The following is an 18919-nucleotide window of genomic DNA, read 5'->3' on the forward strand; positions in this document are numbered from 1 at the left end:
CGGCTCATGGTCAAATCCGCAGCCTGATCCTGTCTACCCGCAAGGGCGCACTCCACTCGCGGTGGAGGGCGCCGATCAGTTGTCGCAAAGGGGCGATGGATGCAATGCGATAAGGGGCGGCCCATGGTCTACCCCATTCAGTGACCCGGTTTCACTCTAATGCATGGTCGGATTGGCGGCCATGTCTGGCGATGGGTTTGGCGGCGGCGCAATAGCGGCCGGTGTCGGAGGCTTGTATCCGAGCGATGAGTGGGGCCTCGGCCAAGCTGTAGAATATCTTGTCGTTGGGGAGCTCGCCCCGAAGATTGGAGTTGAAGTTCTCGCAATGGCCGTTGTCTAAAGGCGAGTCTGGCTCAATGAAGGGGGTTTTCGCGCCGACCGCTGCGATCTGCTCCCGCACCGCTTTGGCGACGAGCTCGAGACCGTTGCAGGATCCGTCAGCGAGCCAGAGTCGACCGCGCTTGGGTTGCCGGGACGGAACCTTCAGCCCCTCGCGTCGCCAGATTCGCTTGTCGTCGACGACCCAGCCCACCGTCGAACGCAACAACGCGGCGATCTTGCGATATCCGTTGCGGCCGTATTGGCGGACCTGCTCGACGATATCGGCGATGAGCTGTTCCTCATCGTCGCGTCCGTGCGGGATTCGACGTTGTGCCTAGCGATGCTGCCCCAGCACACCGCAGACCCGGCGCTCCAATACTTACCAGTTTCCCGAAGCCGCCTCCTTCAGGATCAGCTTGCCGAGCGTCTGGTCCACGACGGCACGCCGGAATCGGACGTTTCCGGCTCAAGCTCCTTTATCCGCTTGACCTGATCCGTTTTCAGGTCGCCGAACTCGCGGCGCCAGCGGTAGAAGCTGACCTCCGTGACGCCGATTGAATGGATTGCGTCGGCAAGGGATTGCCCCTGCGAGACCAAACATATCGACCTGGCGCAGCCTCGCGGACCTATTCGGGCTTGTGGCGCCTGTTCGGCATACGGTCCTCCTGTCTGCCAAAGAAATACTTCAGGTTGGACCAATTCAACGGCGGTGGATCAAAAAAGGCTGGCCAAAAACGGACTTCCGGAGCTTCTGGTTTCGATCACTTCAGTTTGGAGATGAGCTGCGCAGCCGCATAAGCGCCGCGTCGACCATCGCGCTCCATGCCTATCCAGCCCCTTGGCATCGCTAAGAGTGCGCGTATCGCCTCGATGCTGAGGGCATTCTTATACTCCGCTCTCGTCGTCTAGGGCGTCGGCTGGAGCAACGAGTGCGAACACCAGGCCTTCCGGCCTGTATTCAACGCTGCCCCTGCCACGGAAATAGCTCGCCAATACGCGCTCGATCATGCGTGAACCGAAGCCTTTACGGGTCGGTTCCTGGACCTTCGGGCCTCCGGCTTCCGTCCAAGTGAAGCGAAATTCGTCGTCGACCGACCATTCAACGTGGACGCGTCCGTCTGCGCGGAGCGCGCCGTACTTGACTGAATTCGTCGCCATCTCATGCAGGGCCAGGGCCAAGGCGACGGCGCATTTCGAGGAGATGTCGCGTTGCGGTCCGACGATATCAAACCTGTCCAGACCGTGCGGCGCGACAGCACGTTCGACGACGCCGCGAATCGGACCGCGCGCCCAGGCTGATGGCATCAGCAGATCCTGGGCGTCGGCGAGGACGCGGATCCGGTCGTTGAAGGCCTCGCGGGCAGCTAAAGGGATGTCATCACCGCGCAGTGTCTGGCCCGCGATCGCCTGGATCATGGCGATCGTGTTCTTCATCCGGTGTTTGAGTTCCTGCGCGAGCAGCAGCGAGCGATCTTCGGCGGCCTTCAACTCGGTAATGTCGCGAGACACGGAGAGTATCCGCTCAGGCTTGCCATCCGGCCCGATGATCGGAGAGACCTTCACATCCCAATAGCGGGGATTGCCGGCCGCGGTGTTCGCTGCATCCTGGAAGCGATAGCTGCGACCGGCCTGAGCCTCTGCGATCGCGTGCCTGGCTTCGGTCTTCCCCGCATCGGCCCAGAAGTCCGGCCACGGGCAACCCGCGAGCGCGTTGAAGTCGCTGACCTCCATCACGCGCTGGCCGCCCTCGCTCATGAAGGTCAGCTTGCCGTCGAGATCGAGGACCTTGATGCAATCGTCGGACGCAGCAAGGAGGCTGCGCATGAAACGGGCTTCGCGTTCGGAGGAATTCATTCTGCTCTGTAATCTGAGTTAGCGTTGCATCCGTAAGGATGTCCGGCCTGTTTGACCAATCCGAGATTGAACTCGGCGAGGCCGAGGGCGTTGCCATCTCGCTACAGCAATATGCCGTCGCGTCACGCAGCAAATGACATGACCACCGCAATTGCCTTGGGCTATGAGGCACGTCAGGAGATCAACGACACATGACCGCCGAGACCGAGCACGACCGGATCGAGAGTGAGATCGAGAAGGTCGGCAAGTCGTCGGACCCCTTCGCATCTGCCGTTCGCGCGACGCGGATGCCAATGCTGATCACCGACCCTAACCAGCCCGACAATCCGATCGTATTCGCCAACGATTCGTTCACGCGTCTGACCGGCTACACGCGCGAGGAAGTTTTAGGCCGGAACTGTCGGTTCCTCCAGGGACCAGAGACTGATCCAAAGGACGTCGCCAAGCTGCGGGACGCCATCGCACGACGTTCGCAGATTGAGATGGACATTATCAATCACCGGAAGGATGGCTCGCGCTTCTACAATCGCGTGCTGATCTCGCCGGTCTTCGACGATGACGGTCACCTGACCTATTTCTTCGCGTCGCAGTTCGACGTCACGCTGGAGCGCGACCGCTTGGTGCGACTTCAGCGCGAGCATGACAAACTGGAGAAGGAGGTCGAACGCCGCACCCGGGAGCTCAGGCTTTCCGAGGAACGCCTGAAGTTCACGATCCAGGCCGCCCGCCTCGGGTCATGGACGCTCGACCTCACCGATATGCGGCTGACTTGCTCGGACATCTGCAAGCGCAATTTCGGGCGCGAGCCTAACGAGCCTTTCACCTATCAGGACCTCATTGCGACAATCCTGCCGGACGAGCGGCCGCGCATGCAGCAATCGGTCAAGGATGCGATCGAGAACCATCACGACTACGAGCACGAGTACAGGATCGAGACGCCCTCCGGCGAGACCCGCTGGATTATGGCACGCGCACGGCCCTACTACTCCGCGGAAGGCAAGCCGCTCAGCATGGCCGGGGTCACCCTTGACGTGACCGAAAGTCGCCGCAACGAGGAGCAACGGCTGCTGCTCACCGCCGAGTTGAAACATCGCGTCAAGAATTCGATGGCGACCATACAGTCCATCGCGACGCAGACCCTGCGTAACGCGGGCTCGCTCAAGGAGGCGACGGAGGTCCTCACAGCCCGCATGCAGTCGCTGGCATCGGCTCACGATCTGCTCACCCGTGAGGAATGGCAGAGCGCAACCATCGCAGAGGTCGTCGCGAGTGCCACGGAATCCTTCGACGTCCCTGGCGCCAAGCCCTTTCGCGTCGCCGGTCCAGCTATCAGCCTCCCGCCGCGCGCCGCCATGGCGATGGTGCTGGCCTTGCACGAACTGTCGACCAACGCGGCGAAGTACGGCGCATTGTCGGTGCCAGATGGACATGTCGTCATCGATTGGCACGTCGCTGATCACGCCGGCGCGAAGGTGATCGAGTTCCGCTGGCAAGAGGTCGGCGGGCCTGTGGTCGCCGGCAAGCCCAGCCGCCGCGGCTTCGGCACCCGGCTCATCGAGAAGGTGCTGACTGCTGAACTTAAGGGCAAGGGCGCGCTACGCTACCTGCCTTCAGGCGTCGTATTCACTCTCGAAGCGCCGCTCCCTGATCAGGACAAGATCAGCGGCACGCCGGACGACGAGGAGCTCTTCCGGCGCAATATCAGCACATCCTTCGACTAACCGATCCGCGACAGCGCCTGTTGCATCTGGCGCTCGGAATAGGGCTTGGTCAGGAAAGTTACATCGTCCGGCAATTCGCCTGCCTGCAGCTTGTGGTGACCCGACACAACAATGATCAGGATCGGCGGCCATCGATCGCGCACGGCATTGGCCAGCTTGACCCCATCCATACTGCCGGGCATCTGGACGTCGGTGATGACGACACGGATATCGTCACGGCCCTCCAGGATGGCGACCGCCTCGTCCGCGTTGGCCGCCTCCAGAACCTCGAACCCCGCGCTTTCGACGATATCCACCGCGTGGATCATCAGCAGAGGTTCGTCTTCTACGATCAACGCGATTGGTTTGCTCACTCACGTGGTCCGTTCGAAATCTGCTGCTCTGGGGCTGCCTCCGGCTCTTGGCCGTCGTAACAGCTGAATTCGAGTTTCGCCCGATAGATCGCGGCGCCTTTGTCGTCGTCTATCTCGACAGCCAAATGAGCCTTGCGCTTTCCAGGGATATGATCACGGGCCATCTCCGTCATTGCGATCTGTGCATCACGGCGGGCGGCCGATGTGTCGGAGAATTCCATCGGCTCTCCCCCGTCGGGCCCTTCGCCGACATCCATGCGTACATTATAGGTAGGCATCGCGTTACTCTCCGATCCCCTGAAGCCGAACGGGAGGAGAGGTTGACTGTTCCCAGACCATGACTTTCTTTTTTGAAAAGTAAGACCTGCTGGCTGCCGCGCAGCGGATTTCTCTCCTAATCTCGAACCGGCGAAACTCCAGCGCGGCTTCTGAAGCAGGAACTCATGAGCCTGATCATGCGCTTGCCGCCGCTGCCTCGGCTACGGCCCTGTATCACCTTCGCATCGTCGAGCACGAAGCACGGCAATGGGTACGTTACGCAGGCGCTCATACGACGAGATAATGCTGGCGCTATGACCCACGAGGCAACGGAACCTGTTCGAAACCTAGTCGTTATTCCCCTCGACGCCGTCATCGAGCGGCTAGCTTAGTCTACAGGGAATATTCCGATGGGCAGCACCATGGACAAGATCAAGGGCTTGGCCAATGAGGCCGCCGGCAATGTCAAGCAGGCTGCCGGCAAGGCGCTGGACAAGCCGGGCCTTGAGGCCGAGGGCATCGCTCAGGAGCGCAAGGGCGAGGCACAGCAGGCTCTCGGCAAAGGCAAGGAAGCGGTGAAGAAGGTCGTCGACAAGGCTTGACCACGAGCGTTTGGACGGAAGGCGAGGTACCGAGAGGCACCTCGCCTTTTTTGTGTTGCCACTGCGCACGACTGGCGGCCGATGGCCGCTACGCTTGATCGGCGTCCGTCTTGTTGACCAGCGGCGCAGGAGCTGAGGACGAAGCTGATCCCAGCAGCGACAGCAACGTGTGCTCGGCATAGGGCTTGACGAGAATTGACGCCTGATCATGCTTGCCGACCGTCGAAGCGTCACCCGTCGCGAAGACAACGACGACCTGCGGCCGCAGCTCTCGCGCTCTCGCCGCGAGTTCCGTTCCCGACGCTCCCGGGAGGTTGATGTCGGTCACGAGGATGTCGACGGGAGCGGTCTGCAGCGCCGCCATCGCTTCTTCCGCGCTCCCAGCATCGACGACGATGAACCCACCGTCCTCCAGGATTTCAGCGGTGTTCATCCGGATGAGCGCGTCGTCCTCCACCAGCAGCACGGTACGTCGTGCATCGGAAACGGTCGGCGCCGACACCGCAGCGCTCTCCTGAGGGCGTTGGTTCTCGGCAGCGGCGTTACGTTGCTGCTGGTTTGCGAGCACATGCCTGAACTTCCGCGCCAGCGCTTCGCGCGTGTACGGCTTCGAAAGCAGCTCGACGCCCGTATCGAGCTTTCCCCCATGGACGATCGAGTTCTCGGTGTAGCCGGAGGTGAACAGCACAGCGATGTTCGGTAGGCGCTCGCGCGCCTTTCGCGCCAGCTCCGGGCTCTTCAACGTGCCGGGCATCACCACATCCGTGAAGAGCATGTCGATGGGAATGCCGCTCTCGATCACATTCAGCGCGCTCGCGGCATCGACGGCCTTGAGGACGCGGTAGCCCAGATCGGCGAGCAGCTCGACGACAGTCGCGCGAACCTCCTCGTCGTCCTCGACCACCAGCACCGTCTCGGTTCCGCCCGCCACGGGGCCGGTATCGACCGCGACCTCGACATCCTCGCTCTTCAACGCGCGGGGGAGATACAGCTTGATCGTCGTGCCATGCCCAACCTCGGAATAGATCTTCACATGGCCGCCCGACTGTTTGACGAAGCCATAGACCATGGAGAGACCGAGGCCCGAACCTTTGCCCTCGCCCTTCGTCGAGAAGAACGGCTCGAACACCTTGTCGATGATTTCGGGCGCCATACCGCTGCCGGTATCGGTGACGGCCAGCATAACGTACTGCCCCGCCGTCACCTCCTCATGGGCGCGGACATAGGCATCGTCCAGCATGGTGTTGGCGAGTTCGATGGTGAGCTTGCCCTGGCCCTCCATCGCGTCACGGGCATTGATTGCGAGATTGAGCAAGGCGTTCTCGATCTGGGCGGGGTCGATGAAGGTGTTCCACAAGCCGCCGCCGACCACGGTCTCGATCTCGATCGCCTCGCCGAGCGCGCGGCGCAGCATATCGTCCATGCTGCGCACGAAGCGGCTGACATTGACGACCTTGGGTTCGAGCGCCTGGCGGCGGCCGAAGGCGAGAAGCTGCGAGGCGAGCTTGGACCCGCGGGAGACGCCAGCCATCGCGTTGGTGACGCGTCGCTCGGCGCGCTCGTTGCCGGCGATGTCCTTGGCGAGAAGCTGCAGGTTGCCAGCCACGACCTGAAGCAGATTGTTGAAGTCGTGCGCGACGCCACCCGTCAGTTTGCCGACCGTCTCCATCTTCTGAGCTTGCGCGAGCTTGGCCTCAGCCTGCCGCCGCTCGTCGATCTCTGCGATGACGCGCGCCTCCAGAGTATCGTTGAGCTGTCGCAGCTGCGCCTCGGCCCGCTCGCGATGCCGGACCTGCCGCGCGAGGTCCTCGGCCTGTGCCCGAAGGGCAGCTTCAGCTGCTCGTTGATGGGTGATGTCGGTGTGGACGCCGACCCATTCGACGATCTCGCCGGCCGTGTCCAGCACCGGCAAGGCCCGGATAGCGAAGGTGCGCCAGCTGCCGTTGCTATGGCGCACGCGATGCTCGTGTATGAACATGCTCTTCGCGGCGACCGCTGCGTTCCAGGCCTCGACGGAAGACGATTGATCATTGGGATGGACAGCGTTGGCCCAACCGAAGCCCTGGTACTCCTCATAGGCCTGACCGGTGAGCGCGGCCCAGCCCGGCTGCTCGCCCTCCATCCGGCCATCGGGACTGTTGGTCCACAATACCCCATGCACGGCATCCATCGCCGTCCGAAACCGGCGGTTGCTCCGGGCCAGCGCAGCTTCGCGCAGGGCGCGCTCCTGCACATCGATCCCTAGGACGTATACGCCAGGGATCGAACCGTCCGGCTCGACGCGCGGCACATATCGAACCTCGAGCCTCCGGGTTACGCCATCGCGGTGCGGCATCGTCGTTTCGGCGGTGAAGCGCTCACCCGCAAGCCCACGGTCGAGATCGGCTCGGCGATCCTGATAAGGGGCATCGCCGATGATGTCCCTGACGTGTCGCCCGATCATGCCCGCCGGCGACATCCCGAACCAGGTTTCATAGGCGATGTTCGCGAAGCGATAGACATGCTCCCGGTCGACATAGGAGACCAGCATCGGCAGGGCGTCCGTGACTCTGAGCAGTTCTGTTTCGCTGACGGCGACGCGCCGTTCCGCCTCGACCCGTGCGCTGTTGTCGACGATCGTGCACATGACGCCGCCGACGCGGCCATCGGCTTCGTAGACCGGGGTATAGAAGAGGTCGAGATAGAGCGTCTTGGCGCCGTCCGGCCTGTCGAATTCGATGGGCTGGTCGCGATAGGAGATGGTTTCGCCGCGCAGGCCGGCTTCCAGTATCGGACGGTTCCAGTCCCATACCTCGGGAAACGCCGTCGCAACCGGGCTGCCGAGAGCCGAGGGATGACGTTCCCCGGCTATCGTGCGGTAGGCATCGTTGTAGAGCATGATGTGGTCGGGTCCCCACATCAGCACCTTGGCCACCGGCGAGTTCACGATATTGGCGATCGTCGCGCGCATTTCGACCGGCCAGCTATCGACGGCGCCTAGGCTGGTCGCGGCCCAGTCCCGATTTCGGATCAACGCACCACATTCTCCCCCGGCCACCGGCCACGCCGAGCGTTCCTTCGCCGTCCAAGAGCGAGGCTTATCCCGGAGGGCTTTCAAGGCTGCGCGGACGACCGCGCTTGCGTCGGCATAGCCGCCAGAGACCACTTGCTCGGATATGAAGTCTTCGAGCTCTGGCGTAAGGGAAACGTCGCGCATTTGACCGGTCATCATGGGGCTGGCATCGGCTGCCGATTGGCTCATGTCAACAGTTTCTCATTCGGCATCAGCGTGACGGGAACGATCGTCTGGGTCGCGCGATCCGATCAGTCCACAGCCACCTCTTCAGTCATCACATCGAAGCGGTTCAGCACATGCGGTCCGAAGGTATGGACCATCGGGATGTCGGCTGCGTCGCGCCCTCGCGCCACGAGGATGCGACCGATGCGCGGCACGTTGTGGCGCGCATCGAAAGTCCACCACGTCCCGCCGAGATAAGCCTCGAACCAGGCGTTGTAATCCATGGGCGCCGGATCGGGGGGAACCCCGATATCGCCGAGGAAGCCGTTGCAGTAGCGCGCCGGAATGTTCATCGCCCGGCACAATGCGATGGCCAGATGCGTGAAGTCGCGGCAGACGCCGACGCGCTCATTCATGGCCTGAGCGGCTGTTCTCGTGCTGCGCGCGCACTGATAGTCGAAGCGGATCTGCGCGTTTACGTAATTGCAGATCTGCTGAACCCTGTTCCAGCCCGGCGCGAAACTCCCGAACAGATTCCAGGCCGTGGCCGACAGCTCGTCGACCTCGCAATATCGGCTCGGCAGCATGTATTCGATGACGTCAGAAGGCATATCGGCAGGCCATATCTCCGCCGCCGCCTGATCGAACTGATCGGGCATGCCGGAATCGCGGACGACCATGTCGTTGGAGAGGATCGCGCCGCCTGCGGGAATGACGAGCCTGCGACAGAGATTGCCGAAGCCGTCCGTGTACTCCTGCGCGGGCACATCGCTTCCGTCGACGACGGAGGCAGCCCGCACGTTGGGTCCAGTCACGAAATCCGGCTGTCGGCTCGGATGCGGGTCGAGCAGCAAGATGCCCGGAGTAGCCTGGATCGTACCGATCTCGATCCGGTAGCCGACGCGAATGTCCATGGATGTCCTCTCACCTGAACGGGTGAGACCGCAACACACGGCCGCCGAGCCGAGTTCCGGGCGACTATGCGGAGATTTTAGACACCTTCGCGCGCTTGGCTTTGGCCGGCGGCAACACGAGAGCCATGGCCTGGTCTTGTGCCTCCTTTGCAAGCCGAAGGCCCCGCAGACGGGCTGTGTTCTCGGCGCGCTGTTGGATGATGCTGTCCATCTCCGATGTCATCCGACCTCTCGCCAGCGACTTGGTCTGAAGTTTGAGGAATTGATTGTCCGCCGTCATGCGCTGCTTGGATTGTTGAAGCATGCCGCTTCTCCTTGCGTTCTCGTCGAGCACTGGATGTTCAGCGCAAGTAGGCTGAAAGCAAAAAAGGCCAAGCATGAGCCCGGCCTTTCCGATGGCTATGGTCAAGGCGCCAGTACATCCGTGGTCGCCGTTGACACATCGCCTGATTACGCGGCCTGGAGCTGCTCTGCCGCCATCTTCCCGGACTTGTTGTCGCGAGCGACCTCAAACCCGATCTTCTGGCCTTCGCGGAGATCCCGCATGCCAGCCCGCTCGACGGCGGAGACATGAACGAACACGTCCTGACCGCCATCGTCGGGCTGGATGAAGCCGAAGCCCTTGGTGGAGTTGAACCATTTTACGGTGCCGGTGGTCATGAATAACCCTCCTTCTGGCAATCTCTGTCGCTCCCCGACAGGATATCGGGAGAGTTCCGAACGATTTTGAAAGGGGGATCATCGAACCCACGCTCGGAGCGCGGTAAAACAAAAACCAACCAAGCAATCTCGATGCGATTATAAATAAATAATAACTTTCAAGAACGCAAGAAAATCCTTTTCAAGCAATCGCAAGACAGGAAATATTTGCAGTTTTGCTTTCTCATTGGCCACTCCCTGCGGGGGCCGGCTCGGACCGAAGGCTCATTGCAGAGGACGAATGCGCCGCCACGATCTTTCGACGACGACCCCGGCCGCAAACCCGGCCGCGACTCCTGTAGGCCAATGAGCCAAGGCAGGGACACGCGACAGCGCCAACGCGCCATAGGCACTCCACAGCCATGGCGGCGACCCGGTCCCGGAACCGGCCAGAAACGATGCCAAGGCGCCGGCATGCATCGCGTGCCCGGAGGGAAACGCATCGCTCGCCCTACCGATCAATTGATGCCTTACAGGGGGCCGAATGACGCGATCGGGACGCTGCTGATCGACAAACCTTTTGATTGCGTGGTGGAGAACCGTCGTCGTGGCGAAAACGGCGAGATAGCGCAGAGAGGTTTGTCGCTTCCGCGGAGGCGAGACCAGCCACCAGATCGCTCCCGCGCTCAATAACGTTCGCGCATCACAGGCCCATCCAAGGGCCGTGGCAGCTCGACCGCTCCCGCTCGGAGCGTTCTGTGCGAGCGCCCGCACGAATCTCTTCTCGCATTTGCTGACCTCCAGGCGGATGCGAGGCAAGCGAAACAACGGCACTTTCTCGCTCCGAAACATTCATATCCTTTCAATGGCGCCTTCGCTTGAAAAGACGCCCGGCCCGCCAGCGCGGTGCCGGGCCGTAGGTCAGGCATGGCCGCGCGAGCCTTCCTTGCGGCTACTGGCGAACGCAGCAACGTCGGGCGCAAGGAGATCATGCTTTTCCGCCCAGGACGCGAACAAGCCGCGCGCCGTATCTGGTTCTATCTCGCCGCGGATCGCCGCCAGACAGGCTTTCAACGCGAAGCCGTGGACCGGATCGCGCCTGCCAACCGGCCAGTCGGCCAGGAACATATAGGCCTCCATGGCAGACGCGATCGCCGCCGGATGCCCGAGCCCGGTCAGGATCACGACCGGCCTCTCGAAGTCGTCTGATGTCATCATGCAGTCCTCCCTTGGCGGGGAGCGATTGCCAACGTTGCCATAGCCATATCCTCCTGGAAGCAACATGGATCCGGTTTGGTTGATCACCGCGTCGAGCGCGCTGTCGCTGTCGGCGGCTGCTATGATTTTGGGATGTGTTCTCTTCGGATCAAGGCCTCCGAAGCATCGACGTCACTGAAGCCGGAACTCGCCGCTGACCGCGCTAAGGTCGGCCGGACCGATCAGGTCCTTGTGAGCGACGGTGATGCGGAACAGCTTGCCGTCGAGCTTGGCCTGCCAGAAGGCGAGAAATTTGTTGAGCTCGGGAAAGCGCGGAGCGAGATCGTAATCCTGCCAGATATATTCCTGAAGGATCGAAGGGTGATCGGGCAGGCGATAGAGGATGCCGGCGGTGGTCAATCCATAGCCGGCGATCTGGCGGGCGAAGTCTGTCGAAGCCATTCCTTTCAGCTCCCTGGTTTCACTGCGGCGATGGCAGCGGATTCCCAACGCTTTGGCAAGCTGAAAGGTTGCGTTTGTGCTGCCTTTTCAGCCTGTTAGCACTCTATCAAAAAAAGTGCTGCCGGCCTCTTGAAGGCAAAAATTTGGCAACCCAAATCATCGCGCGGGCACGGCGCCTCAGGGGCGCGCGGAACCTCGCCGCGAGACCCGCAAAGGGCCGGCCCGCTTTGACATGTGACCGACATGGAAATTGGAGGAACTCATGAAGTTTCGGCCACTGCATGACCGCGTCGTCGTGAAGCGCATCGACGCCGAGGAGAAGACCAAGGGCGGGATCATCATTCCCGACACCGCCAAGGAAAAGCCGCAGGAGGGCGAGGTCATCGCCGTCGGCGCCGGCGCGCGCGACGAGACCGGCAAGCTCGTGCCGCCCGATGTCAAGGTCGGCGACCGCGTTCTCTTCGGCAAATGGAGCGGCACCGAGGTCAAGATCGATGGCCAGGACCTTCTGATCATGAAGGAGTCCGACATCATGGGCGTCGTCGAGACGACTGCCGCCCTCAAGAAGGCCGCCTGACGGGGCCTCATCCACATCATCAACCTGAAACCTCAAGTCTGAAGGAGTGAGGAATCATGGCTGCGAAGGACGTGAAATTTTCGCAGGACGCGCGCGAGCGGATGCTGCGCGGCGTCGACACGCTGGCGAATGCGGTGAAGGTCACGCTGGGCCCGAAGGGCCGCAACGTCGTGATCGAGAAGTCGTTCGGTGCGCCCCGCATCACCAAGGACGGCGTCACCGTCGCCAAGGAGATCGAACTTTCCGACAAGTTCGAGAACATGGGCGCCCAGATGGTCCGCGAGGTGGCCTCGAAGCAGAACGACGCCGCCGGTGACGGCACCACGACCGCGACCGTACTCGCCCAGGCGATCGTTCGGGAAGGCGCCAAGGCGGTGGCCGCCGGTATGAACCCGATGGACCTGAAGCGTGGCATCGACCTCGCCGTCGAAGCGGTGACGAAGTCGCTCGGCGAGCATTCCAAGACCATCACCGGCTCGGAGGAGGTCGCGCAGGTCGGCACCATCTCGGCCAATGGCGACCGCACCATCGGCGAGATGATCGCCGAGGCGATGAAGAAGGTCGGCAACGAGGGTGTCATCACCGTCGAGGAAGCCAAGACGGCCGAGACCGAGCTCGACGTCGTCGAGGGCATGCAGTTCGATCGCGGCTATCTCTCGCCCTATTTCGTGACCAACACCGAGAAGATGGTCGCGGAGCTGGAAGATCCCTACATCCTGATCCACGAGAAGAAACTCTCGGGTCTCCAGACGATGCTGCCGCTGCTGGAAGCGGTCGTCCAGACTGGAAAACCGCTGCTGATCGTGGCGGAGGATGTCGAGGGCGAGGCTCTCGCCACGCTCGTCGTCAACAAGCTCCGGGGCGGCCTGAAGATCGCGGCCGTCAAGGCTCCTGGCTTCGGCGACCGCCGCAAGGCCATGCTGGAGGACATCGCGATCCTGACCGGCGGCACCGCGATCAGCGAGGATCTCGGCATCAAGCTGGAGACCGTGACGCTCGACATGCTCGGCCGCGCCAAGAAGGTCCGGATCGAGAAGGAAAACACGACCATTGTCGATGGCGCCGGCAAGAAGGTCGAGATCGACGCCCGCGTCGCCCAGATCAAGGCGCAGATCGAGGAGACCTCGTCGGACTACGATCGCGAGAAGCTCCAGGAGCGCCTGGCTAAGCTCGCTGGCGGCGTCGCGGTCATCCGCGTCGGCGGCGCGACCGAAGTCGAGGTCAAGGAGAAGAAGGACCGCGTCGACGACGCCCTGAACGCCACCCGCGCAGCGGTCGAGGAAGGCATCCTGCCGGGCGGCGGCGTCGCCCTACTGCGCGCAGTCAAGGCGCTCGAAGGTATCGTGCCCGGCAATGACGATCAGCGCACCGGTGTCGAGATCGTCCGCAAGGCGATCACCGCTCCGGCCCGCCAGATCGTCGAGAATGCCGGCGGGGATGGTGCGGTCGTGGTCGGCAAGCTGCTCGAAGCGCAGGGCTACGCCTGGGGCTACAACGCCCAGACGGGCGAGTATGGCGATCTGGTCAAGGCCGGCATCATCGACCCGACCAAGGTCGTCCGCACGGCGATCCAGGACGCGGCTTCGGTCGCGGGCCTGCTGATCACCACCGAGGCGATGATCGCCGAGGCGCCGAAGAAGGACGCCGCACCTGCCATGCCCGCCGGCGGCATGGATTATTGAGCATCGAGGGCGCCGCGGCTTCCGCGGCGCCCTCTCCCAACATCGATCTCCTGGGGACGCCGAGGGGAAGGCTGTGCCATTTTCATCATTGACCGATCCCATCGATCTGGCCCGTGCAGAGGGCGCTCTTGAAAAGGCCTGGGCGGAACTCAACCCGTCGCTTTCGGCGGGCTCTGACGAGCTGGAGCGAAACAACCTCGCCTATATCGTGGCTTCGCTGGTTCCGCTGGCGCTCGACGAGGATGATCTCGCACAGCGTGCGGTCGACCGGTTTCGCGAGAAGGCCTAGGCAAGAAGCCGCATAAAATCCCCTCATTCGCCGCAATCATATCAGGCAGCCGACATGACTGATGGTCCGCAGGAACCTAAGGAAATCTCACCGTCCGACCGCTTCAAGGCCCTCATCACCAACGCCGAGAGCGCAACGTATGGTCTCAAGGATAATCTCCTGGCCGTCATGACGCGGGATGGATCGGCAACGTGGCAGACTGTCGCCGCTCACATCGAGGCTCAATTGCCCGGCGCCGGCGAGTTCGCGACCGCGCGGTTGAACGCCATACTTGCTCTGGTCAGGACGTTATCCAACCGACAAGCGTCGGTAAGCGAGTGAACGCCGCTCTCTACAGCCCCCGGCCGCCAGCAAACAGGCTGGCTCGCCGCGGTTCCGCGCGATATCGCTCTCTGCCAGGTTCTGCCCGCTGCCCCATCCTTTTGAGAAATCCGAATGACCACGACCGCGAAAGCCGAGCATCGCAGCTTCGAAGCCGACGTCTCCCGTCTGCTCCATATGATGGTGCATTCGGTCTATTCTGATCGGGACGTCTTCCTGCGCGAGCTGATCTCGAACGCAGCTGATGCCTGCGAGAAGCTGCGCTACGAAGCGATCGGCAATCCCGAGCTTCTAGGGGATGACCCGAAGCTCGCGATCACCGTCTCGGCCGATCCGGAGGCTGGCAGGCTGACCATTGCCGACAACGGCATCGGTATGAGCCATGACGAGATGATCGAAGCTCTCGGCACGATCGCCCGCTCCGGCACGCGCAGCTTCATGGAGCGGGTAGCAACCGCTGATGGCAAGGACGGCGCGCAGCTCATCGGCCAGTTCGGCGTCGGCTTTTATTCCGCCTTCATGGTGGCCGAGAAGGTCGAGGTTGTCAGCCGCCGTGCCGGCAGCGCCGAAGCCTGGACCTGGTCTTCCGACGGCAAGGGCGAATTCACCGTGGCGCCTGCGGCGCTCGACGCGGCTCCGTCCCGCGGGACGCGCGTGACGCTTCAGCTGATGGAGGAGGCCAAGTCCTATGCCGAACGCTGGACGCTGGAGCGCATCGTCAAGGAACAGTCCGGCCATTTGCCGGTCCCGATCTCGCTGATCACGGAGCCGGGCGCCGATGCGGTCGCCCTCTCCGACGGAGCCGCGCTCTGGACCAGGCCGAAAAGCGAGATCACGAAGGACGAATACGCCGATTTCTACCGCAGCGTTGCGGGACAATATGACGAGCCGGCGGCCACGATCCATTTTCGCGCCGAAGGCCTGTACGAATATACTGCGCTCGCCTTCGTCCCGGGCGCGCGCCCGTTCGATCTCTTCGACGCCGACCGCAAGGGGCGGATCAAGCTCTATGTGAAGCGCGTCTTCATCACGGACGAGGCCGAGCTCCTTCCGCGCTACCTGCGCTTCGTGCGCGGCATCGTCGACACAGCCGACCTGCCGCTCAACGTCTCTCGCGAGATGATCCAGGACAGCCCGCTGCTCGGCGCGATCAAGAAGGGCGTCACCAGCCGTGTCCTCGCCGATCTCGCGAAACTGGCCGAACAGGAACCGGATACATTCCGTCTGATCTGGGACAATTTCGGCGTCGTCATCAAGGAAGGACTGTACGAGGATTTCGCGCGCCGGGAGCAACTGCTCGGCCTCGCTCGCTTCCGAACCACGGCCTCCAGCGATGGGTGGTGCAGCCTCAAGGACTATATCGGCGCGCTCAAGGACAACCAGACCGCGATCTACTACATCGCCGGCGACGATGCCTCCCGGATCGCCAACTCCCCGCAGCTCGAAGGTTTTCGGGCGCGCGGCATCGAGGTGCTGCTGCTGTCGGATCCGATCGACAGCTTCTGGGTATCGGCAGCCCCGGATTTCGAAGGCAAGCCGTTCAAGTCGGTGACGCAAGGGGCGGCCGATCTCGGTCTCATCCCGCTGCTTGATGGCGCGGCGCCTCCGTCGGTGGAAGCGAGCGAGAAGGTCGGCGCTCTACTTGTATCGATGAAGGAGATTCTGGCCGAAGAGGTTGCGGATGTCCGATCCTCCGACCGACTGACGGAGAGCGCGGTCTGCCTTGTTGCATCGGACAAGGGGCCGGATCGGCAGTTCGAACGTCTGCTCAGCGCGGCGGGGCGTGTCGAAAGTGCTGCCAAGCCGATCCTCGAGGTCAACCCTCGGCATGCGATGGTTTCGGCCCTCGCGTCCGCCGAAGATAATGCGTTGCGTAGCGACGTCGCCCATCTGCTCCTGGATACCGCCCGCGTCTTGGACGGCGAACGACCGATAGACGCAAGTGCATTCACCGAAAGGCTGAACCGGCTGGTGATGCGAAGCTTCAGCGATGGCTGAGCAGGGAGCGAGGGAAAGCGTGACCGTGCGGGCTGGCGTCGCTTGCGCGCGTCCGCATTTCGCTCAGCTTCGAAAGTCCGCTTCTTGGCACAGTGTGAATGTCAGGAATTGGCGCTAGCCAGCCGCAGGCGGTAATTCGGCCACGCGAGCGCGGCCCGGTTCAGTCGGAAGGAATTGGCGTTCGACGTCATCGGCACCGTTGCGCTCGATCCAGGCAGACGGCACGGTGCCGCGAATGATGGCATCCGCCATGTCGCCAAGGACGGGCAGATTCGGATGCCGAGTGCTTTGAGGGAGCGCGAAGGAGTGCGATTTTCTCACGTCGAGGCCTTTCGCGCGGTCATGATCACCGGCTCCACCACCGCGGCCGCTCGTATCCTTCATACCTCGCAGCCGAATGTCAGCCGCTCGATCGCGCAGCTGGAAAAGGCCATCGGACTGCAATTGTTCGAGCGGATGCCCGGAAAAGTGGTGCCAACCACGGACGGCCTGACATTTTTCAACGAGGTTCAGCGCAGTTTCCACGGTCTTAGGCGATTGGAGGAGGCGGCGAACCGTATCCGCCGGTTCAGTGGGGGACTGTTGCGAATCGGGTCGATCCAGACCTTGGCTCACGGCCTGATCCCCCGCGCGATCAAGCGCTTCGCGGAAATCTATCCGGAAACCGGTATTTCGATTCATGCGGGACATTCCGCGGCGGTGTCGCAATGGGTGGATGAAATGTCCTGCGATGTCGGAATCGTATCGCATCTCTACGAGAATTACGGGTTTTCCAGCGAGGAGCTCTATAGCGTCGACGGGGTCTGCCTGATGCCGGCGGAGCATCGCCTGGCCGGTAAGGCGGCAGTGCGCCCGGCCGATCTCGCCGACGAGCCCTATATCTCCTTCGCGCAGAACGACCACGGCCGTTCGGACGTCGACGAGGTGTTCTCGAAGGCCGGCATCGATCGGCGCATCACCCTGGAAACGCCGTTCAGCACCATCACCTGCGCGCTGGTCGCGCAAGGGCTCGGCGTGGCGATCGTCAATCCGCTCGCGGCGCAGGACTACCGGCATCTCGGCGTCGTCATGCGTCCCTTCCGCCCCTCGATCAAGCATGAAGCCCGGCTAATCTATCCGAAGGGGCGTCCGGAAAACCGTTTGGTCGCGAGCTTCATCGAGATCCTCAAGGCCGTGACGATGGAGGAGAAGGCAGCCCTCTCGGCGGTGCGGGAACGCGGCTAAAAATAGCAGGGCTCGCCGGGACGAGCGTCGATTGGCTCCTGGGGCTCGGCCCGGAAACCCTCGATGGCCAAAGGCGAAGCGCGGCAAAGCCTATATCATAACTGCATAGACCCCCGGTGTATTTCTATTTGCTCTAATGACAGGCGGTTCATAGCCTGCCTGCTTATGAGATCGTGGCGCCGGAGGAGCGCGCGCCGCATCTCAGATCAGATAAAAAATTCGGAGGGGTCATGAATCGATTTCGTAATCTGTTGCTGGCGGGAACCCTGGTTTTTGCTTCCCCCGCATTGGCTCAGCAAACCATGTATGTCGCCGGGCCCGGCGGCAGCACGCAGAAGCTCTTCCAAAGCCAGATCATTCCCGAGTTCGAATCCAAGCATAACGTCAAGATTACTTACGTTCCCGGGATTTCGAGCGAGATCGTCGCGAAGCTGCAGGCTCAGGCCGGCAAGCAGGAGATTAATGTCGCCATCTTCGATGACGGGCCGCTCTATCAGGCGATCCAGTTCGGCTATTGCGACAAGCTGAGCGACGCTCCGATCTACAAGGATATCTATCCGTTCGCCCAGTTCGGCGGAAATGGCATCGGCGTCGGGCTGGTGGCGACCGGCATCGCCTACAATGCGGCGAACTACAAGAAGAAGGGTTGGCCGGCGCCCTCCTCCTGGAAGGACCTGACCGACAGGAAGCTGGAGGGGCGCCTGACCGCTTCCTCGCTGTCCGGCACCTACGGAGTCCATACGCTCGTGATGTTCGCTCGCATCAACGGCGGCGACGAGAGCAATATCGAGCCCGGCTTTGACTCCATCCGGAAATCGCTGGCGCCGAACGTCCTGAGCTGGTCTTCCTCGCCCGCGAAGCTCGCCGAGATGTTCCAGAACAACGATGTCGACGTAGCCGTTTGGGGCAGCAGCCGCGCGATCGCACTGAAGAACACCGGCTTCCCGATGGAATTCGTGTATCCGAAGGAGGGAACGCCCGCGCTCGTGCTCGGCGCCTGCCCGGTGGTCCAGAACAGTCTTCCCGAAGCATCGCAGGCTTTCCTGCAATATCTCGTCACGCCCGCGATCCAGGCGAAGCTGGCCACGGAAGGCTTCGGCCCCACCAATCGCCAGACCAGGCTGGATGACAAGCTGGCCGCGCAGGTCCCTTACGGCGATGAGCGCGTCGGCAGGATGATCTCGGTCAAGTGGAGCGAGATCAACAAGAACCGCGCCGAGTGGACCAATCGCTGGAACCGCACGATCGAGAGATAAGGGCGCAAGCGCCCGATCTCCGCAGCCGTCGAAG

Annotated in this window: 19 protein-coding genes and 1 pseudogene; 9 read left to right on the top strand and 11 right to left on the bottom strand. The window is 62.3% G+C overall.

The genetic code is table 11. The features are described 5' to 3' along the window. Window positions 1-156: 156 nt before the first annotated feature. A pseudogene (locus NUV79_RS25345) lies at window positions 157-977 on the bottom strand (transposase family protein). Window positions 978-1206: 229 nt separating this feature from the next. Then, entirely contained in the window at window positions 1207-2175 is a 969-nt protein-coding gene (locus NUV79_RS23985) for a sensor histidine kinase (protein WP_257735589.1), read from the bottom strand. A 191-nt stretch (window positions 2176-2366) separates the two neighbouring features. Here NUV79_RS23985 and NUV79_RS23990 point away from each other — a divergent pair, with 191 nt between their 5' ends. Then, complete coding sequence (locus NUV79_RS23990; RefSeq protein ID WP_257735590.1) at window positions 2367-3896, top strand: PAS domain-containing protein; 1530 nt, start codon at window positions 2367-2369, stop codon at window positions 3894-3896. Here the strand turns inward: NUV79_RS23990 and NUV79_RS23995 are convergent. Together NUV79_RS23995 and NUV79_RS24000 are read right to left on the bottom strand one after the other, a co-directional pair. Beyond that, window positions 3893-4249: a response regulator gene (locus NUV79_RS23995; protein WP_257735591.1), complete on the bottom strand. Its 357-nt coding sequence runs from the start codon at window positions 4247-4249 to the stop codon at window positions 3893-3895. The two genes, NUV79_RS23990 and NUV79_RS23995, sit on opposite strands and share 4 nt — an antisense overlap. After that, entirely contained in the window at window positions 4246-4527 is a 282-nt protein-coding gene (locus NUV79_RS24000) for a DUF6894 family protein (RefSeq protein ID WP_257735592.1), read from the bottom strand. Before NUV79_RS24000 ends, NUV79_RS23995 begins: the two co-directional genes overlap by 4 nt. Before the next feature lie 390 nt (window positions 4528-4917). On the opposite strand from NUV79_RS24000, the gene NUV79_RS24005 reads away from it, so the two are divergent. Continuing rightward, window positions 4918-5109: a CsbD family protein gene (locus NUV79_RS24005; protein WP_257735593.1), complete on the top strand. Its 192-nt coding sequence runs from the start codon at window positions 4918-4920 to the stop codon at window positions 5107-5109. A gap of 88 nt (window positions 5110-5197) precedes the next feature. Here the strand turns inward: NUV79_RS24005 and NUV79_RS24010 are convergent, their stop codons facing one another. The 7 genes from NUV79_RS24010 to NUV79_RS24035 all read right to left on the bottom strand — a co-directional run bounded on the left by NUV79_RS24010 (window position 5198) and on the right by NUV79_RS24035 (window position 11538). Beyond that, window positions 5198-8320, bottom strand: coding sequence for a PAS domain-containing protein (locus NUV79_RS24010; RefSeq protein WP_374679327.1), 3123 nt, complete (start codon window positions 8318-8320; stop codon window positions 5198-5200). 92 nt (window positions 8321-8412) lie between these two features. Next, complete coding sequence (locus NUV79_RS24015; RefSeq protein ID WP_257735595.1) at window positions 8413-9240, bottom strand: transglutaminase-like domain-containing protein; 828 nt, start codon at window positions 9238-9240, stop codon at window positions 8413-8415. Between the two features lie 64 nt (window positions 9241-9304). Continuing rightward, window positions 9305-9544: a hypothetical protein gene (locus tag NUV79_RS24020; RefSeq protein WP_257735596.1), complete on the bottom strand. Its 240-nt coding sequence runs from the start codon at window positions 9542-9544 to the stop codon at window positions 9305-9307. 146 nt (window positions 9545-9690) lie between these two features. Then, on the bottom strand, window positions 9691-9900 hold the full coding sequence (locus tag NUV79_RS24025; RefSeq protein ID WP_047576572.1) for a cold-shock protein: 210 nt from the start codon (window positions 9898-9900) through the stop codon (window positions 9691-9693). Between the two features lie 264 nt (window positions 9901-10164). Beyond that, window positions 10165-10731, bottom strand: a complete 567-nt coding sequence (locus tag NUV79_RS25350) for a phosphatase PAP2 family protein (protein ID WP_374679326.1) — start codon at window positions 10729-10731, stop codon at window positions 10165-10167. A 69-nt stretch (window positions 10732-10800) separates the two neighbouring features. Further along, window positions 10801-11094, bottom strand: coding sequence for a DUF982 domain-containing protein (locus NUV79_RS24030; RefSeq protein WP_257735614.1), 294 nt, complete (start codon window positions 11092-11094; stop codon window positions 10801-10803). A gap of 174 nt (window positions 11095-11268) precedes the next feature. Beyond that, window positions 11269-11538 (bottom strand): usg protein, encoded by a 270-nt coding sequence (locus tag NUV79_RS24035; RefSeq protein WP_092156555.1) that lies wholly within the window; start codon window positions 11536-11538, stop codon window positions 11269-11271. Between the two features lie 262 nt (window positions 11539-11800). Between NUV79_RS24035 and groES the strand changes: the two genes are divergently transcribed. The 7 genes from groES (at window position 11801) to NUV79_RS24070 (ending at window position 18885) form a co-directional block, all read left to right on the top strand. Continuing rightward, on the top strand, window positions 11801-12115 hold the full coding sequence (gene groES / locus NUV79_RS24040; protein WP_257735597.1) for a co-chaperone GroES: 315 nt from the start codon (window positions 11801-11803) through the stop codon (window positions 12113-12115). A 56-nt stretch (window positions 12116-12171) separates the two neighbouring features. Beyond that, window positions 12172-13797 carry a chaperonin GroEL gene (gene groL / locus NUV79_RS24045; protein ID WP_257735598.1) on the top strand — a complete coding sequence of 542 codons (1626 nt, stop codon included), beginning with the start codon at window positions 12172-12174 and terminating at the stop codon, window positions 13795-13797. Window positions 13798-13885: 88 nt separating this feature from the next. Then, the gene (locus NUV79_RS24050) at window positions 13886-14086 is read left to right on the top strand and encodes a hypothetical protein (protein ID WP_257735599.1); all 201 of its coding nucleotides are present in this window, start codon (window positions 13886-13888) and stop codon (window positions 14084-14086) included. Window positions 14087-14140: 54 nt separating this feature from the next. Further along, a complete protein-coding gene (locus NUV79_RS24055) occupies window positions 14141-14407 on the top strand; it encodes a hypothetical protein (RefSeq protein WP_257735600.1) in 267 nt (88 codons plus the stop codon). A 114-nt stretch (window positions 14408-14521) separates the two neighbouring features. After that, window positions 14522-16405: a molecular chaperone HtpG gene (htpG, locus tag NUV79_RS24060; RefSeq protein WP_257735601.1), complete on the top strand. Its 1884-nt coding sequence runs from the start codon at window positions 14522-14524 to the stop codon at window positions 16403-16405. A 174-nt stretch (window positions 16406-16579) separates the two neighbouring features. Continuing rightward, the gene (locus tag NUV79_RS24065) at window positions 16580-17629 is read left to right on the top strand and encodes a LysR family transcriptional regulator (protein ID WP_257735602.1); all 1050 of its coding nucleotides are present in this window, start codon (window positions 16580-16582) and stop codon (window positions 17627-17629) included. Window positions 17630-17802: 173 nt separating this feature from the next. Further along, window positions 17803-18885, top strand: a complete 1083-nt coding sequence (locus NUV79_RS24070) for an ABC transporter substrate-binding protein (RefSeq protein ID WP_257735603.1) — start codon at window positions 17803-17805, stop codon at window positions 18883-18885. Window positions 18886-18919 lie beyond the last annotated feature (34 nt).

The organism is Allobosea sp. 47.2.35 (genome assembly GCF_024655635.1).
Classification (GTDB): domain Bacteria; phylum Pseudomonadota; class Alphaproteobacteria; order Rhizobiales; family Beijerinckiaceae; genus Allobosea.

Excerpts from the sequence above, each read along its gene's own strand:
- NUV79_RS23985 (WP_257735589.1), bottom strand. The coding sequence starts at position 2,175 with ATGAATTCCTCCGAACGCGAAGCCCGTTTCATGCGCAGCCTCCTTGCT.
- NUV79_RS23990 (WP_257735590.1), top strand. The coding sequence starts at position 2,367 with ATGACCGCCGAGACCGAGCACGACCGGATCGAGAGTGAGATCGAGAAG.
- NUV79_RS24000 (WP_257735592.1), bottom strand. The coding sequence starts at position 4,527 with ATGCCTACCTATAATGTACGCATGGATGTCGGCGAAGGGCCCGACGGG.
- NUV79_RS24005 (WP_257735593.1), top strand. The coding sequence starts at position 4,918 with ATGGGCAGCACCATGGACAAGATCAAGGGCTTGGCCAATGAGGCCGCC.
- NUV79_RS24010 (WP_374679327.1), bottom strand. The coding sequence starts at position 8,320 with ATGATGACCGGTCAAATGCGCGACGTTTCCCTTACGCCAGAGCTCGAA.
- NUV79_RS24015 (WP_257735595.1), bottom strand. The coding sequence starts at position 9,240 with ATGGACATTCGCGTCGGCTACCGGATCGAGATCGGTACGATCCAGGCT.
- NUV79_RS24020 (WP_257735596.1), bottom strand. The coding sequence starts at position 9,544 with ATGCTTCAACAATCCAAGCAGCGCATGACGGCGGACAATCAATTCCTC.
- NUV79_RS24025 (WP_047576572.1), bottom strand. The coding sequence starts at position 9,900 with ATGACCACCGGCACCGTAAAATGGTTCAACTCCACCAAGGGCTTCGGC.
- NUV79_RS25350 (WP_374679326.1), bottom strand. The coding sequence starts at position 10,731 with ATGTTTCGGAGCGAGAAAGTGCCGTTGTTTCGCTTGCCTCGCATCCGC.
- NUV79_RS24030 (WP_257735614.1), bottom strand. The coding sequence starts at position 11,094 with ATGACATCAGACGACTTCGAGAGGCCGGTCGTGATCCTGACCGGGCTC.
- NUV79_RS24035 (WP_092156555.1), bottom strand. The coding sequence starts at position 11,538 with ATGGCTTCGACAGACTTCGCCCGCCAGATCGCCGGCTATGGATTGACC.
- groES (WP_257735597.1), top strand. The coding sequence starts at position 11,801 with ATGAAGTTTCGGCCACTGCATGACCGCGTCGTCGTGAAGCGCATCGAC.
- groL (WP_257735598.1), top strand. The coding sequence starts at position 12,172 with ATGGCTGCGAAGGACGTGAAATTTTCGCAGGACGCGCGCGAGCGGATG.
- NUV79_RS24055 (WP_257735600.1), top strand. The coding sequence starts at position 14,141 with ATGACTGATGGTCCGCAGGAACCTAAGGAAATCTCACCGTCCGACCGC.
- htpG (WP_257735601.1), top strand. The coding sequence starts at position 14,522 with ATGACCACGACCGCGAAAGCCGAGCATCGCAGCTTCGAAGCCGACGTC.